Source organism: Streptomyces sp. P3, assembly GCF_003032475.1.
Lineage (GTDB): Bacteria > Actinomycetota > Actinomycetes > Streptomycetales > Streptomycetaceae > Streptomyces.
In genome coordinates this window covers 1,249,408-1,264,451 of the sequence record NZ_CP028369.1, presented here as the reverse complement: position 1 = coordinate 1,264,451, position 15,044 = coordinate 1,249,408, and the positions used below count along the sequence as shown (strand labels likewise).

Sequence of the window (15,044 nt, the reverse complement as noted above, 5' to 3'; positions counted from 1 at the left end):
CCAGGAGGAGCGGCACGTGAGCGAGAGCAGCGCGGAGGCGGTGGCGAGCGCCGCCACGGCGGTCGTCGCCGCGTCCGTGACGGGGGAGGCCGGAGGATGGCGCCGGGCGACCGGCATCGCGGGCGCCGCGATAGGCGTGATCGCCGCGGGCGCCGCGGCCGGCGTCGCCCTGGAGCGGATGACCGTGGGCCGGGGCATGCGGGCCAAGGCCCGGCTGGCGCTCGACTCGGCGGGACCGTACGGCGGGTTGCGCGGCGCCCCCGGCAAGGCGTACGCCGACGACGGCACGGAGCTGTACTACGAGGTCGACGACGTCGAGCCGCAGGGCGGCACGGCGAACCGGCGGCGCAGGCTCTTCGGGCGCAAGGCGCCGCTGCCCGTCACCGTGGTGTTCAGTCACGGCTACTGCCTCAACCAGGACTCCTGGCACTTCCAGCGGGCGGCTCTGCGGGGCGTCGTGCGGACCGTGCACTGGGACCAGCGCAGCCACGGCAGGTCCGGACGCGGCAACGCCCAGACCCGGGACGGCGTGCCGGTCACCATCGACCAGCTGGGACGCGACCTGAGGGCCGTCATCGACGCGGCCGTGCCGGAGGGGCCGATCGTGCTGGTAGGGCACTCCATGGGCGGGATGACGGTGATGGCCCTGGCCGCCCTGTATCCGGAGCTGATCCGGGAGCGGGTCGTCGCCACCGCGTTCGTCGGGACGTCGTCCGGGCGGCTCGGCGAGGTCAACTTCGGGCTGCCGGTCGCCGGTGTGAACGCGGTCCGGCGGGTGCTGCCGGGGATACTGAAGGCGCTCGGGCAGCAGGCGGCCCTGGTGGAGAAGGGGCGGCGGGCGACCGCCGACCTGTTCGCCGGGATCATCAAGCGGTACTCGTTCGCGTCCCGGGACGTGGACCCGGCGGTGGCGCGGTTCGCCGAGCGGATGATCGAGAGCACGCCGATCGACGTGGTCGCCGAGTTCTACCCGGCGTTCACCGACCACGACAAGACCGAGGCACTCGGCTGCTTCACGGACATGCCGGTGCTGGTGCTGGCCGGGATCGGGGACCTCGTCACGCCGAGCGAGCACAGCGAGGCGATCGCCGACATGCTGCCGGACGCCGAACTGGTCCTCGTCCCCGACGCCGGGCACCTCGTGATGCTGGAGCACCCGGAAGTGGTCACCGACCGCCTCGCCGACCTCCTCACGCGCGCGGGCGCCGTGCCGGCAGGGGCTACCGTGGGAGGTTATGGAGACACCAGCAGCGCCGCACCACCCGGCTGACCTTCGGATCACCGTCAACTCCCCTGAGCAGATGCGGGACTTCGGCCGTCGGCTGGCCAAGGTGCTGCGCGCCGGCGATCTCGTGATGCTGAGCGGTGAGCTCGGGGCGGGCAAGACGACGCTCACCCGCGGGCTCGGCGAGGGGCTCGGGGTCCGGGGCGCGGTCACCTCCCCGACGTTCGTGATCGCCCGGGTGCACCCCGCTCTCGGGGACGGTCCGCCGCTGGTTCACGTAGACGCGTACCGCCTGGGCGGCGGGCTCGACGAGATGGAGGACCTCGACCTCGACGTGTCGCTGCCCGAGTCGGTGATCGTCGTGGAGTGGGGCGAGGGCAAGGTCGAGGAGCTGACCGACGACCGGCTCCAGATCCGCATTCACCGGGCGGTCGGCGACACCGACGACGAGGTGCGGCACGTGACCGTGTCGGCGCTCGGGCGGCGGTGGGCGACGGCGGACCTCGGCGTGCTGTCGGCCTGACGTTCATGACGTGGCCGCCGTGCCTGACGTGCTGCCGGGCCGGGGTGCGGCCGGTCCGGGCCCGGGGTGCGGCCGGTCCGGGGTGCGGGTGTCGCCGGTCCGGTGCGCGGCCGACCTGACGCGGTGAAGGTTCCGACAACGTGTCGGCAAAATGTTGCGTTCCCTGTCCGGGGCGTGGTCACATGGTAGCAAGTTCGTAGTTAGGTCTACCTAACTATGCCCGCCCCCGAACCTCAGGAGGCGTCCATGCCGGCCACCGAGCCCCCGCCCCGGCCGTCGCGTCCGCTCGCGCCCGCCGCCGTGTCCATGCGCGACCTGCTGGCCTCGTGCACGGCCGCCGAAGCCGTGTCGACCCCTCCGCGGCTGCCCGACGCCGCACTGACGAAGAAGCCGGCCCGACGCCCCCGGGCGGCCTGACCCCGCACCGGCGTGCGGCGGCCCGGCGTCCCCGGGCGGCCCGACGCGTCATCGGACGGCGCAACGTGGGCCGATCCGCGCGAGAGGCCCTACCGGACCACGTCGACCCGTCGGCCGATCGTCGCGAACGCCCACATCGCGTCGCCGTCCGCGACGGTCTCCCGGATGCCGCCGGTCTGCACCCTCGGGTCGGGCTCCGGCAGCGAGCCGTCCAGAGCCGTGCTGAAGCCGATCACCACTTCGTCCACCTCGGCGAACCGCACGACGTGCTCGATCGGGGTGCCGTCGGTGCCGGTGATCGCGCCCGACCGGGAACCGACCGAGTAGCTGCCCGGCAGCGGGTCCACACTGCCGGGGGCGACCTTGAACGTGCGCTTGACACGACCGTCCGCGGCGACCAGCCACACCCGGTCGGCCATCAGCGCGTACACCACCCGCTCGCCCACCCCGGAGTCGTCCGGCAGCGCTGTCGAGGCGATGTTCCCGGGCGCCTTCGCCGCCTTCGCGGGTGCGCCGCGCCGCGGCTCGGCCAGATCCGCGGGCATGTTCGCCGACGCCTGGAACGCGAGGAACCCGACCGTCGCCAGGGCGGCCGCGGTGAGCCCGGCCACGAAAGTCGAGCTGCTGCTGGGCACCGGTGACCACCTCGTCCGTCCTGCGCCCGTTCCGGGCGTCTTGCCACGTTCTGCTCGATACGTGAAGTACGTCATGTTTCGCGGCGACGTTAGCAGCCGTCACGGCTGCGACCGGGACGGCAGTGTCGGGGGCTCGGGAGCCGTAGGCTGTTTGCGTGCTCTTGCTCGCTCTGGATACCGCCACCCCCGCCGTCACCGTCGCCCTGCACGACGGAACCGACGTCGTCGCCTCCTCGACTCAGGTGGACGCGCGCCGGCACGGCGAGCTGCTGCTCCCTGCCGTCGACCGACTGCTCGCCGGTGCCGGGCTCGGGCTCGACGCCGTCACCGGGATCGTCGTCGGCGTCGGCCCCGGCCCCTACACGGGGCTGAGAGTCGGTCTGATGACCGCCGACACCTTCGGGCTGGCGCTCGGCGTCCCCGTGCACGGCCTGTGCACCCTCGACGGCCTCGCCTACGCCTCCGACCTCGAAGGGCCCTTCGTGGTGGCGACCGACGCCCGCCGCAAGGAGGTCTACTGGGCGCGCTACGCCGACTCCCGCACCCGGGTGTCCGGCCCCGCCGTGGACCGGCCCGCCGACATCGCCGACGAGGTGGCCGGGCTGCCCGCGGTCGGCGCGGGCGCGTTGCTCTACCCGGACGCCTTCCCCCACGCGCACGAACCCGAGCACGTCTCCGCGGCGGCTCTGGCGAGTCTCGCGGCGGAGCGGCTGGCCGCGGGCGCGGAACTGCCCGCGCCACGGCCCCTGTACCTGCGCCGGCCGGACGCCCAGGTCCCCAGGAACTACAAGGTGGTCACCCCCAAGTGACCGAATCCGTCGACCTCGTGCTGCGCGAGATGCGCTGGTGGGACATCGAGCGTGTGCTCGAACTCGAGAAGGACCTCTTCCCCGAGGACGCCTGGTCCCGGGGCATGTTCTGGTCCGACCTGGCCCACGCCCGCGGGCCGGAGGCGACCCGGCGTTATCTCGTCGCGGTCGACACGGCCGCGGACGACCGGATCGTCGGGTACGCCGGTCTGGCCGCCGCCGGGGACGTCGCCGACGTCCAGACCATCGCCGTGGCCCGCGACCACTGGGGCACCGGCCTCGGCGGCCGGCTGCTGACGGAACTGCTGAGCGCGGCGACCGCCTTCGAGTGCGCCGAGGTCCTGCTCGAGTGCCGCATCGACAACGTCCGCGCCCAGAAGCTCTACGAACGCTTCGGGTTCGAGGCCATCGGGTTCCGGCGCGGCTACTACCAGCCGGGCAACGTGGACGCCCTGGTGATGCGCCTCACCGACCCATCGACATCCGTAGCGGGAACACAGGGAAACGAGACCAATGGCTGACGAACCCCTCGTTCTGGGGATCGAGACCTCCTGCGACGAGACCGGCGTCGGCGTCGTGCGCGGCACGACCCTGCTGGCCGACGCGATCGCCTCCAGCGTCGACGAGCACGCCCGCTTCGGCGGGGTGGTGCCGGAGGTGGCGTCCCGGGCCCACCTGGAAGCGATGGTCCCGACCATCGAGCGGGCACTGAAGGAAGCGGGGGTGAGCGCGAAGGACCTCGACGGCATCGCGGTCACCGCCGGTCCGGGGCTCGCCGGCGCACTGCTGGTCGGCGTCTCGGCGGCGAAGGCCTACGCCTACGCCCTCGGCAAGCCCCTCTACGGCGTCAACCACCTCGCCTCGCACATCTGCGTGGACCAGCTGGAGCACGGCGCGCTGCCCGAGCCGACGATGGCGCTGCTGGTGTCCGGCGGACACTCCTCCCTGCTGCTGTCCACCGACATCACCTCCGACGTCCGTCCGCTGGGCGCGACCATCGACGACGCGGCGGGCGAGGCCTTCGACAAGATCGCCCGGGTGCTGAACCTGGGCTTCCCGGGCGGCCCGGTCATCGACCGCTACGCCCGTGAGGGCGACCCGACGGCGATCGCGTTCCCGCGCGGTCTGACCGGCTCGCGCGATCCGGCGTACGACTTCTCCTTCTCCGGCCTGAAGACGTCGGTCGCCCGCTGGATCGAGGCCAGGCGGGCGGCGGGCGAGGAGGTGCCGGTGCGCGACGTGGCGGCCTCCTTCCAGGAGGCGGTCGTGGACGTCCTGACCCGCAAGGCCGTCCGGGCGTGCAAGGACGAGGGCGTCGACCACCTGATGATCGGCGGCGGTGTGGCCGCCAACTCCCGGCTGCGCGCCCTGGCCCAGGAGCGCTGCGAGGCGGCCGGCGTCCGGCTGCGCGTGCCGCGTCCCAAACTGTGCACGGACAACGGCGCGATGGTGGCGGCACTGGGCGCGGAGATGGTAGCCCGGGGCCGGGCGGCGTCCGACTGGGACCTGTCGGCGGACTCGTCGCTTCCGGTGACCGACCCGCACGTGCCCGGCCGGCACCCCGGGCATCGGCACGGCCACGGTCACGACCATGTGCACGAGGTCGCCAAGGACAACCTGTACTCATGACCGTCGCGCTGATGTGGGAGGCCCGGGCGGCGGCCGGCCGGGGCGAGGAACTGCTGCGCTGGGCGCAGGAACAGGCGCGCCGGCTCGCGCTGCGGCCCCTGCGCAGCGAGACCTTCCGGGCTCCGCAGGACCGGGTGCTCGTCATCACCTGGTGGGACGCCGGGTACGACGACCCCGGCCTGCCCGAACTTCCGGAGCCGGACGGCGATCTGGTGGCCAGGGCGGTGCACCGCTGGAGGTTCGAGGCGGTGCCGGACCGGTCCTGAGCGGTCAGGGCTCGTCCGTCTCGGCTTCCAGCGAGGCGCGGGTCGCGACGCCGTACACCCCGGGCTCGTCCTGCAGCACCGCGCGGGTGAGCTGGTAGGAGCGGACCGCGTTCTCGACCTCGACGTCGTACACGCCCTCGGCCCGGCCTCCCTGGTAGCCGATCTGCCGCAGCCGCGCCTGGAGTTCGGCCACCTCGGGACCGGTGTCCCCGAACCGCAGCACGGGCGACGCCGCCGAGGCGCTCGGGCCCGGCCCGGGAGTCGTGGTGCCGGTGGCCCCCCTGGACGGGGCCGGGGGCGGCGCGGCGGACCGGGTGGGTCTCGCCGCGGTGGGGGAGGAGGGCGTTTCCGGGGAGTCGGAGGCGGTCGGCGACGGCGGTGTCCGCGAGGCACGCGGGGTCGCCTTTCCGGCTGTGGTGACACCGGCGGACGTCACGTCGGGCACCGGCGCCCGTACGCCCCCGGGGAGCGCGCCGTCGCGCGTGGGACCGTCGTACAGGAGGAATCCAACGAGCACTGCCGCGGTCACGGCGGTCGCGAGGAGGCCGGCGAGCACCAGCAGGCGCAGAGGGCTCCGGCGACGGCCCGGGGGCGATGTGTCGTCGCCGCCCGGGCCTGCCGCGGAGTCGTCGGCCCGCTCGTACTCGCCTGACGTACGCCCGCCTGAGACGCGCTCGAGCAACCCGGTTTCACGCAACTCGGCTCCGCCTGACTCGGGTTCGAGTAACCCGGCTTCGCGCGACTCGGGCTCGCCTGACGCGGAATCGCCTTGTGCGAACCCGTCCATCCCGTCGCCCTCCTGGGCCGCCTCGGCCCCCTTCGCGGAGGGCGGTTCGCCGTGCTCTCGCGCGGGCGCCGGGCCGGTGGCGGCAGAGCTCTCGGGCAGGGCGTCGTCCTGCGGGTCCCGGCCGCCGTCGTCCTGCTGGTCCCGTCCGGCGTCGAACGTGACGAACGGCCGGATGCGCACCGGGTCGAAGTCCTCGGCGGCGGCCGCCTCCGCCGTGCGTGCGCTGCGGTGGGCGTCGGACGCGAGCCGGGCGCACACGCACGTGGGGGCGCCGTCCGCGGCCCGGGGCGCACCGCACAACGGACAGACGCCACGCTGCGGTTCACTCAACCTGAAGCACCTCTCGGACCGGGCTTCAGATTTTATTCACATCCTGCGCACACCATCCCCCCGCACGCGGTTTCCACGGCTGCGGCGCGGACAGCGCCCGCGCCGACACCGGCGGTGTCCGCCCGCCCCGGCCACGGCGGCGGACACCGTGGACACCGGGTCCGGGGGCCGGCGGACGGCGGCCCGCCGCCGTCCCCGCGTCGTACGTCAGCCGGGCGAAACCTCCGCCTCGCAGCGCAGTCGCCGCCCCGCCCCCGTCTCGCGCACCGGCCCGGTCAGCCGCAGCCGTGCCGTGGCCCGTACGTCGGCGCTGGAGGCGCCCAACCGCAGTTCCAGGTCGCCGGGTTCGACCACCCGCCGTCCCGAGCGGTCGGTGAAGGCGGAGAGGTCGGCGTGGAAGCGGAAGGTCACGCGGGCCGCTTCGGCGGCGGCCAGCTCCAGCCGCTGGTAGCCGATCAGCCGCACGTCGGGGCGGGTCACCTCGGCCACCGGGTCGTGCAGATACAGCTGGACGACCTCCGCGCCCGCCCGGTCGCCGGTGTTGCGGACGGTGACGGCGACGTCGTACGAGCCGTCCGTGCCGATCTCCGCGTCCGGGCCGGTGAAGTCCTCCCAGGCGAACGCCGTGTACGAGCGTCCGTGCCCGAAGGGGTACAGCGGGGTGGGGTCGAGGTTGCTGACCTGGCCCGCCAGGCCGAGCGGCGGCTGGAGGTAGGTCCACGGCTGGCCGCCCGGCACGTGCGGCACGCTCACCGGGAGCCGCCCCGAGGGGTTGACCCGGCCCGACAGCACTCCCGCCACCGCCGGACCGCCCTCCTCGCCGGGAAAGAACGCCTGGACGACCGCCCCCAGCCGCCCGTGCCAGCGGCCCAGCGCGTACGGGCGGCCGGTGAGCAGCACGAGGACGACCGGGACGCCCGTCGCGACCAGCGCGTCCAGCAGCGCGCCCTGGACGCCGGGCAGGCTCAGATCGGCGACGTCACAGCCCTCGCCGGACGTGCCCCGCCCGAACAGCCCCGCCCGGTCGCCGAGGACGGCCACGCAGACGTCCGCCTCCGAGGCGCGCGTGATGGCCTCCGTGAAGCCGGACGGGTCCGGGTCCGAGACGCCGCAGCCCTCGGTGAACGTCACCTTCGCGTCGGGGAGTTCGGCCCGCAGGGACTCCAGCACGGTCGGGATGTCGATGCCGGTCTCCACCCCGGGGTGGTGGGGCAGGACATGCGACGGGAAGGAGTAGCAGCCGAGCATCGCCAGCGCGTCCGCCGCCCGCGGCCCGATCACGGCCACCCGCGCGTCGGGGGAGAGAGGGAGCAGGCCGTCGGGGTTGTCCAGCAGGACCACCGACTCCTCCGCCAGCCGGCGGGCCAGCGCGCGGTTCGCGGGCGGGTCGAGGTCCACCGACTCGGGAACGTGCGGCTGCCAGTCCTCGTCCAGCAGGCCCAGATCGCACTTCTGCAGCAGGACGCGGCGCGCGGCCCGGTCGATCAGCTCCGCGGGCACCTCGCCCGCCCGTACGGCGTCGGCCAGCGCCGCGCCGTAGTACTTCACGGTGGGCAGCTCGACGTCGATGCCCGCGTCCAGCGCCAGCCGGGCCGCCTGCGCGGGGGTGCCGGCCACCCGGTGCAGGGTCTGCAGGAAGCCGATGCCGAAGTAGTCGGCGACGACCGTGCCGGTGAAGCCCCACTCCTCCCGGAGCAGGCCGGTCAGCAGTTCGGGGTCGGCGGAGGCGGGGACGCCGTCGCGTTCGGTGTAGGCGGCCATCACCGAGCGGGCGCCGCCCTCGCGGAGCGCCATCTCGAACGGGGGCAGCGTGACGTCCGCGAACTCGCGGGTGCCCGCCCGCACCGGGGCCAGATTGCGCGCGCCCGCCGAGGAGGCGTAGCCGGCGAAGTGCTTGAGGGTGGCGACGACCCCGGTGGACTCCAGTCCGCGCACGTAGGCCGTGCCGATCGTGCCGACCAGATACGGGTCCTCGCCGATCGTCTCCTCGACGCGCCCCCAGCGCGGATCGCGGACGACGTCCAGGACCGGGGCGAGGCCCTGGTGCACGCCCATCGCGCGCAGGTCGCCGCCGATGGCCCGGCCCAGCTCCTCGACCAGCGGCGGGTCGAAGGCCGCGCCCCAGGCCAGGGGGACCGGGTACGCGGTGGCCCGCCAGGCGGTGACTCCGGCCAGGCACTCCTCGTGGGCGACCGCCGGGATGCCGAAGCGGCCAGCGGCGACGATCTGCCGCTGGGCTCCGGCCAGGGCACGGGCGCCGAGCGCCGGGTCCACGGGCGCGGTGCCGAAGGAGCGGGTCAGCTGGCCGAGCCCCCGGGTGATCAGCTCGTCGTAGTCGTAGTCGGCGGTCATGTCGTGCTGGTGCGGGGCGACTCCCCCGCCGTCCGCCGCGGCGCCGACCCACACGCCGTACAACTGGGCGATCTTCTCCTCGAGCGTCATCCGGCCGAGGAGGTCGTCGACTCGGGTGGCGGCGGGCAGGGCGGGGTCACGCCAGGGGGCGGTGGTCATGAAACTCCTGTCAGAGGTCGGTGAGCCACCAGGGGGCGGTGCATCCTGGAATGCTGTGGAGCGTCCGGCGGGGCGGGCCCGTCGAATGTTTCGAGCTGTATTCCGAATGTTCCGGGAACCTATGGCGTCGGCATGGGTTCGTCAAGAGGTCGCGTGACGATACGATCGCCGCCATGACGCCCTCGGAGCCCACAGAAACGCGGACAGAAGCGCGGCCGACGCAGACCGCGACGCTCGCGGAGATCGCCCGCGAGGCCGGCGTGTCGGCACCGACTGTTTCGAAAGTCCTCAATGGTCGTGCCGACGTCGCCCCCGCCACCCGCACCCGTGTCGAGGAGCTGCTGCGCACCCACGGCTACCGGCGCCGCCGCGCGGAGGCGACCCGCTCTCCCCTGATCGACCTGGTCTTCCACGAGCTGGAGAGCGCCTGGGCGATGGAGGTCATCCGGGGTGTGGAGAACGTGGCCCGCGACGCGGGGCTGAGCGTGGTCCTCAGTGAGAGCGCCGGACGGCTCACCCCCGGGCGGACCTGGGCCGACCAGGTCGCCGCCCGTCGCCCGCACGGCGTGGTGCTGGTGCTGTCCGGGCTCGACGAGTCCCAGCGGGCGCTGCTGACCAGCCGCTCCATCCCGTTCGTGGTGATGGACCCGGCCGGCGACCCGGGCGCCGACGTGCCCTCCATCGGGGCGACCAACTGGCAGGGCGGCCTCGCCGCCACCCGGCACCTGGTGGAGCTGGGGCACCGCCGCATAGGGGCGATCAGCGGTCCGCCGCAGATGATGTGCAGCCGGGCCCGGATCGACGGCTACCGGGCCGCGCTGGAGACCGCCGGGCTGCCGGTCGAGCCGCATCTGATCAAGACCGGCGACTTCCACCACGAGACCGGTTACCGGCTGGGCCGCGAACTGCTCGACCGGCCGGACCGCCCCACCGCGGTCTTCGCCGGCAACGACCTCCAGGCGCTCGGTTTCTACGAGGCCGCCCGCGAACTGGGCCTGCGCATCCCCGAGGACGTGAGCGTGGTCGGCTTCGACGACCTTCCGGTCGCCCGCTGGGTCGGACCGCCGCTGACGACGGTGCGCCAGCCGCTGACCGAGATGGCCGAGGCGGCGGCCCGGCTGGTCCTCGAACTGGGCCGGTCGGCCTCGCGGGAGGCGCCGACGTCGACGCGGGTGGAGCTGGCCACCAGCCTCGTGGTGCGCACGAGCACGGGTGCGCCGCCCGTGGCCGGAAGTTGACCTATTGACGGGTGTGCCGGACGCCTCCACACTCCACCGAAGTCAATCGGTTGAACAGCCGAAACTTTCGGAGGCCCCCGCAATGAGATCCTCCAGAACATCTCCCCGGACTTCACCCGGGCCGTTTCCACTGCGGACCCGGCTCATGACCCTGGTCACCGGCGCCGCCGCCGCGGCGGCCCTGCTCGTCGCCGCTCCCGTCTCCCACGCCGCCGACACGCCCCTGCGCGACCTCGGCGCCGCCAAGGGCAAGGTCGTCGGCACCGCCGTCACCGGCTCCAAGCTCACCGGTGTCTACGGCGACATCGCCGGGGCGCAGTTCTCCTCGCTGACCCCGGGCAACGCCATGAAGTGGGGCTCGGTGGAGCCGACGCAGGGCGTGTTCGACTGGGCCGAGGCGGACCGGATCGTGGCGTTCGCCCAGGCCCACGACCAGCAGGTGCGCGGCCACACCCTGGTCTGGCACAGCCAGAACCCGGGCTGGCTGGACAACGGCGGCTGGACGCCCGCGCAGCTCGGCACCCTGCTGCAGAACCACATCGACACCGAGGTCGGCCGCTACAAGGGGAGGATCGCCGCCTGGGACGTCGTCAACGAACCCTTCAACGAGGACGGCACCTACCGTTCGACCCTCTGGTACAACGGCCTCGGCGCCGACTACATCGCCACCGCCCTGACCCGGGCGCGGGCCGCCGACCCGGCCGCCAAGCTCTACGTCAACGACTACAACGTCGAGGGCGTCAACGCCAAGTCGACCGCCCTGTACAACCTGGTCAGGTCGCTGAAGGAGCGGGGCGTCCCGATCGACGGGGTCGGGCTGCAGGCGCACCTGGTCCTCGGCCAGGTGCCGTCCACGTTCCAGCAGAACATCCAGCGCTTCGCGGACCTCGGCGTGGACGTGGCGATCACCGAGCTGGACATCCGGATGACGCTGCCCGCCGACAGCGCCAAGCTCGCGCAGCAGAAGGCCGACTACAAGGCGGTCACCGCCGCCTGCGCCGCCGTCGCACGATGCGTCAACCTCACCGTCTGGGGCTTCACCGACTCCGACTCCTGGGTGGAGAGCACCTTCCCGGGACAGGGCGCGGCCACCCCGTACGACGCGAACTACGCGCCCAAACCGGCGTACTACGGCATCTCCGAGGCGCTCGGCGGCACGACCACGCCGGTGCCGACCGGCAAGTGCACGGCTGCCTACAGCGTGGGCAGCCAGTGGAACACCGGGTTCACCGGAAACGTGACGATCTCCTGCTCGGGCGCCTCGCTGTCGTCCTGGAAGGTGACCTGGGCCTACGGCGCGGGCCAGCAGATCACCCAGTCCTGGAACGCCCTCTGCACCCAGTCGGGGGCGGCCGTGTCGTGCGCGAACGCCTCGTACAACGGGACGATCCCGGACGGCGGTTCGGTGAGCTTCGGCTTCAACGCGAACTGGAGCGGGAGCAACCCGGCGCCCACGGTGACGTTGGGGTGACCGGGGCCGGAGCCACGAGATCTGCCTGTGCGGAAGGCGCGTTCACGCATCCCTTCCTCACCGTCTCCTCATAATTCGGACGTACGTTCTTTCCTGTGACGGAAGTCGAGGAGCACGCAACGACCGGCAGCGGAGCGGGCCGGCGGTCGAGAGCACTCAAGGCCGCCGGCCTCACGCTGGCCGCCGTCCTGGTGGCGGGCGTCGGGACGGCGGGCTGGGCCTACTGGCACCTCAACGGCAACATCGACAGCGTCGACATCGACAACGCGCTGGGCGACGACCGCCCGGCGAAGGCGGTCACGACGCCGCCGGCCTCGGCGTCCGGCTCCCCGGCACCCACCGAGGCAGTCAACCTCCTCGTGCTGGGCTCGGACTCGCGCAGCGGCGCCGCGAACCAGGCGCTCGGCGGCGGCGACAGCACCGGCGCCCGCTCCGACACGGCGATGGTCGTGCACATCGACGCGGGCCGCACGACGGCCACGGTCGTCAGCATCCCGCGCGACACCCTCGTCACCCGGCCCTCCTGCCCGCTGCCCGACGGCGGTTCGACGGTGACGGCGTACGGCGTGATGCTCAACACCGCCTACGCGGTCGGCGGCCCGGTCTGCGCCGTCAAGACGGTCGAGTCCGTCACCGGCATCCGGATGGACCACTACGTGGAGGTGGACTTCTCGGGCTTCGCCAAGCTCGTGGACGCGCTCGGCGGGGTCACCGTCACCACCGACGAGGACATCGACGACGACGACAGCCATCTGCACCTCGCGGCCGGCACCCACCATCTCGACGGCGCCCGGGCCCTCGCCCTGGCCCGCACCCGGCACGGCATCGGCGACGGCAGCGACCTCGGCCGCATAGGCCTCCAGCAGAAACTGGTGAAGGCCCTGCTGGAGCAGATCGCCTCCACCGACCTCCTCACCAGCCCCGCCGAGCTGTACCAGGTCGCCGACGCGGTCACCGGCAGCCTGACCACCGACACCGGTCTGGACTCGCTCGCCGAGCTGACGGAACTCGGCCGGAGCCTGAAGGGCCTGTCGGCCGGGAACGTCCGGACGGTCACCATGCCCGTGGTGCCGGCCCCTTCCGACCCCGACCGGGTGGTGGCGCGGGAGCCGGCGGCGGGCGCGCTGTGGAGATCGCTGAAATAGATTCCGGTGAGGTGTCGATCCGGCCCGCCGCCGTTCGACGCAGGGGGAGAGGCCGGGAAGGACCCGGCTCACCGCACCCGAGGAGTCACCATGCCCCGCTACCTGTCACTCGTGAAGATCGACGAGGCCACCGCCCCCGCCGAGGGCCCGAGCCCGGAGCTGATGCAGCGGATGGGCGAGCTGATCGAGGAGGTCACCAAGGCCGGCGTGATGCTGGAGACCGCCGGACTGACCCCGTCCGCGCAGGGCGTCCGCGCGCACTGGGAGGGCGGGAGGATCACCCTCACCGACGGGCCCTTCACCGAGGCCAAGGAGGTCGTCGGCGGCTACGCGATCATGCAGTGCAAGGACATGGCCGAGGCCGTCGAATGGACGAAGCGGTTCCTGAAGGTGCACGAGGAGCACTGGACGGTGACCTGCGAGGTGCGGGAAATCGCGGAAGGCTGAGGGTTCTCGGCCCGAGGGTTCCGGGCCTGGGAGGTTCCGGGCCTGAGGGTTCCTGGCCTGGGGGTTCTTGGCCTGAACGGGCGCCGGGTGTTCGATGGTGAGCTGTGGAACGACAGCCCGCCCCGGACCCCGGCCCGCCTTCGCGCCCCCGCACGCCCCCCGACCCCGGCGGCGCACCGGATCCCGGCGGTACCACGGATCCCGTCGGCACCCCGGATCCCGGCGGCGCACCGCCTTCGCGCGACGCCTCGGACACCCGTACGGCCCACCCGGACGCAGGTACCGCCCCGGATGCGCGTACCGCCCGTGATCCCCGTGCGGCCCCGGATGCGCGTGCGGCCATCGAGACCGTCTTCCGTCTGGAGTCCCCCCGTGTCATCGCCGCCGTCGCCCGGCTCGTGCGGGACGTCGGCGTCGCCGAGGAACTCGCGCAGGACGCCCTGGTCGCCGCGCTGGAGCAGTGGCCGCGCGACGGAGTGCCGGACCATCCCGGCGCCTGGCTGACCACCACGGCCCGGCGGCGCGCCGTCGACCTGATCCGACGGCGCGAGAACCACTCCCGCAAGCTCCAGGAGATCGGTCGCGACCTGGAGACCACGACCGCCGCTCCCCAGGAACCCGCCGATCCCGACGACATCGACGACGACCTGCTCCGGCTCGTCTTCACCGCCTGTCACCCGGTGCTCTCCGCCGAGGCCCGCACCGCCCTCACCCTGCGCCTGCTGGGAGGCCTGAGCACCCCGGAGATCGCCCGCGCCTTCCTGGTCCCCGAGCCGACGGTCGCCCAGCGGATCGTGCGCGCCAAGAAGACCCTGGCGACCAGGAACGTGCCCTTCGAGGTGCCGTACGGCCCCGACCGAGAGGCCCGGCTCGGGTCCGTCCTCGACGTCATCTACCTGATCTTCAACGAGGGGTACGCGGCCACCGCCGGCGACGACTGGCTGCGCCCGGCGCTGTGCGAGGACGCCCTGCGGCTGGGCCGTCAGCTCGCGGCGCTGATGCCGAAGGAGCCCGAGGTCCACGGCCTCGTCTCGCTGCTGGAGTTCCAGGCGTCCCGGACGGCCGCCCGCACCGCTCCCGACGGTACGCCCGTGCTGCTGAAGGACCAGGACCGCCGACGCTGGAACCGCATGCTGATCGCACGCGGCATCAACGCCCTCGACCGGGCCCGGAGCCTGGCGGCGGGCGCGGCCCCGGGCCCGTACGCCCTCCAGGCCGCCATCGCCGCCTGCCACGCGCACGCGTACAGGTACGAGGAGACCGACTGGGCGGGCATCGCCACCCTCTACGGGCTGCTGGCGGCCCGCTTCCCCTCCCCGGTGGTCGAGTTGAACCGCGCGGTCGCCGTCTCGATGGCCGAGGGCCCGGCGGCCGCCCTGGCCATCGTCGACGCCCTGACGGCCGAACCCGCCCTGCGGGAGTATCACTTGCTGCCGAGCGTCCGCGCCGACCTGCTGTCCCGCCTCGGCCGCACCGCGGAGGCCCGCGCCGAGTTCGAACGGGCGGCGGCGCTGACGGCCAGCGCCCGCGAACGACACCTGCTGCTGCACAGGGCGGCGGCGTCGGACTGACGGGGGCGGGTGGGTCGGAAGAAGGACGACGCCGGCACCC

Annotated in this window: 15 protein-coding genes; 12 read left to right on the top strand and 3 right to left on the bottom strand. The window is 73.4% G+C overall.

Annotation, left to right across the window (positions count from 1 at the left end):
• Positions 1 to 16: 16 nt before the first annotated feature.
• The 3 genes from C6376_RS05535 to C6376_RS44370 all read left to right on the top strand — a co-directional run bounded on the left by C6376_RS05535 (position 17) and on the right by C6376_RS44370 (position 2,165).
• Positions 17 to 1,270 carry an alpha/beta fold hydrolase gene (locus C6376_RS05535; RefSeq protein WP_107442388.1) on the top strand — a complete coding sequence of 418 codons (1,254 nt, stop codon included), beginning with the start codon at positions 17 to 19 and terminating at the stop codon, positions 1,268 to 1,270.
• On the top strand, positions 1,236 to 1,748 hold the full coding sequence (gene tsaE, locus C6376_RS05530; protein WP_107442387.1) for a tRNA (adenosine(37)-N6)-threonylcarbamoyltransferase complex ATPase subunit type 1 TsaE: 513 nt from the start codon (positions 1,236 to 1,238) through the stop codon (positions 1,746 to 1,748). Before C6376_RS05535 ends, tsaE begins: the two co-directional genes overlap by 35 nt.
• Before the next feature lie 246 nt (positions 1,749 to 1,994).
• Positions 1,995 to 2,165, top strand: a complete 171-nt coding sequence (locus C6376_RS44370) for a hypothetical protein (protein ID WP_173985588.1) — start codon at positions 1,995 to 1,997, stop codon at positions 2,163 to 2,165.
• An 89-nt stretch (positions 2,166 to 2,254) separates the two neighbouring features.
• Here C6376_RS44370 and C6376_RS05525 read toward each other — a convergent pair whose 3' ends face one another.
• Positions 2,255 to 2,800: a hypothetical protein gene (locus tag C6376_RS05525; RefSeq protein WP_107442385.1), complete on the bottom strand. Its 546-nt coding sequence runs from the start codon at positions 2,798 to 2,800 to the stop codon at positions 2,255 to 2,257.
• 155 nt (positions 2,801 to 2,955) lie between these two features.
• Between C6376_RS05525 and tsaB the strand changes: the two genes are divergently transcribed.
• Genes tsaB through C6376_RS05505 form a run of 4 tightly spaced genes read left to right on the top strand, consistent with a single transcriptional unit; the run spans position 2,956 to position 5,504 of the window.
• A complete protein-coding gene (tsaB, locus tag C6376_RS05520) occupies positions 2,956 to 3,609 on the top strand; it encodes a tRNA (adenosine(37)-N6)-threonylcarbamoyltransferase complex dimerization subunit type 1 TsaB (protein ID WP_107442384.1) in 654 nt (217 codons plus the stop codon).
• Positions 3,606 to 4,130 (top strand): ribosomal protein S18-alanine N-acetyltransferase, encoded by a 525-nt coding sequence (gene rimI / locus C6376_RS05515; RefSeq protein WP_301554689.1) that lies wholly within the window; start codon positions 3,606 to 3,608, stop codon positions 4,128 to 4,130. Before tsaB ends, rimI begins: the two co-directional genes overlap by 4 nt.
• Complete coding sequence (gene tsaD / locus C6376_RS05510; RefSeq protein WP_107442382.1) at positions 4,123 to 5,238, top strand: tRNA (adenosine(37)-N6)-threonylcarbamoyltransferase complex transferase subunit TsaD; 1,116 nt, start codon at positions 4,123 to 4,125, stop codon at positions 5,236 to 5,238. The genes rimI and tsaD overlap by 8 nt, the downstream gene beginning before the upstream one ends.
• The gene (locus tag C6376_RS05505) at positions 5,235 to 5,504 is read left to right on the top strand and encodes a hypothetical protein (RefSeq protein ID WP_107442380.1); all 270 of its coding nucleotides are present in this window, start codon (positions 5,235 to 5,237) and stop codon (positions 5,502 to 5,504) included. The genes tsaD and C6376_RS05505 overlap by 4 nt, the downstream gene beginning before the upstream one ends.
• Before the next feature lie 4 nt (positions 5,505 to 5,508).
• On the opposite strand, the gene C6376_RS05500 is transcribed toward C6376_RS05505, so the two are convergent.
• Together C6376_RS05500 and C6376_RS05495 are read right to left on the bottom strand one after the other, a co-directional pair.
• Entirely contained in the window at positions 5,509 to 6,621 is a 1,113-nt protein-coding gene (locus C6376_RS05500) for a peptidoglycan-binding protein (RefSeq protein ID WP_107442379.1), read from the bottom strand.
• Between the two features lie 207 nt (positions 6,622 to 6,828).
• Positions 6,829 to 9,132 (bottom strand): glycoside hydrolase family 3 N-terminal domain-containing protein, encoded by a 2,304-nt coding sequence (locus C6376_RS05495; RefSeq protein ID WP_107442377.1) that lies wholly within the window; start codon positions 9,130 to 9,132, stop codon positions 6,829 to 6,831.
• A gap of 173 nt (positions 9,133 to 9,305) precedes the next feature.
• Between C6376_RS05495 and C6376_RS05490 the strand changes: the two genes are divergently transcribed.
• The 5 genes from C6376_RS05490 (at position 9,306) to C6376_RS05470 (ending at position 15,004) form a co-directional block, all read left to right on the top strand.
• Entirely contained in the window at positions 9,306 to 10,370 is a 1,065-nt protein-coding gene (locus tag C6376_RS05490) for a LacI family DNA-binding transcriptional regulator (RefSeq protein ID WP_107442375.1), read from the top strand.
• Positions 10,371 to 10,515: 145 nt separating this feature from the next.
• The gene (locus C6376_RS05485) at positions 10,516 to 11,841 is read left to right on the top strand and encodes an endo-1,4-beta-xylanase (protein ID WP_254075846.1); all 1,326 of its coding nucleotides are present in this window, start codon (positions 10,516 to 10,518) and stop codon (positions 11,839 to 11,841) included.
• Positions 11,842 to 11,936: 95 nt separating this feature from the next.
• The gene (locus C6376_RS05480) at positions 11,937 to 12,986 is read left to right on the top strand and encodes an LCP family protein (RefSeq protein ID WP_107442371.1); all 1,050 of its coding nucleotides are present in this window, start codon (positions 11,937 to 11,939) and stop codon (positions 12,984 to 12,986) included.
• A 90-nt stretch (positions 12,987 to 13,076) separates the two neighbouring features.
• Entirely contained in the window at positions 13,077 to 13,433 is a 357-nt protein-coding gene (locus tag C6376_RS05475; protein ID WP_107442369.1) for a YciI family protein, read from the top strand.
• A 341-nt stretch (positions 13,434 to 13,774) separates the two neighbouring features.
• Positions 13,775 to 15,004, top strand: a complete 1,230-nt coding sequence (locus C6376_RS05470) for an RNA polymerase sigma factor (protein WP_107448791.1) — start codon at positions 13,775 to 13,777, stop codon at positions 15,002 to 15,004.
• Positions 15,005 to 15,044 lie beyond the last annotated feature (40 nt).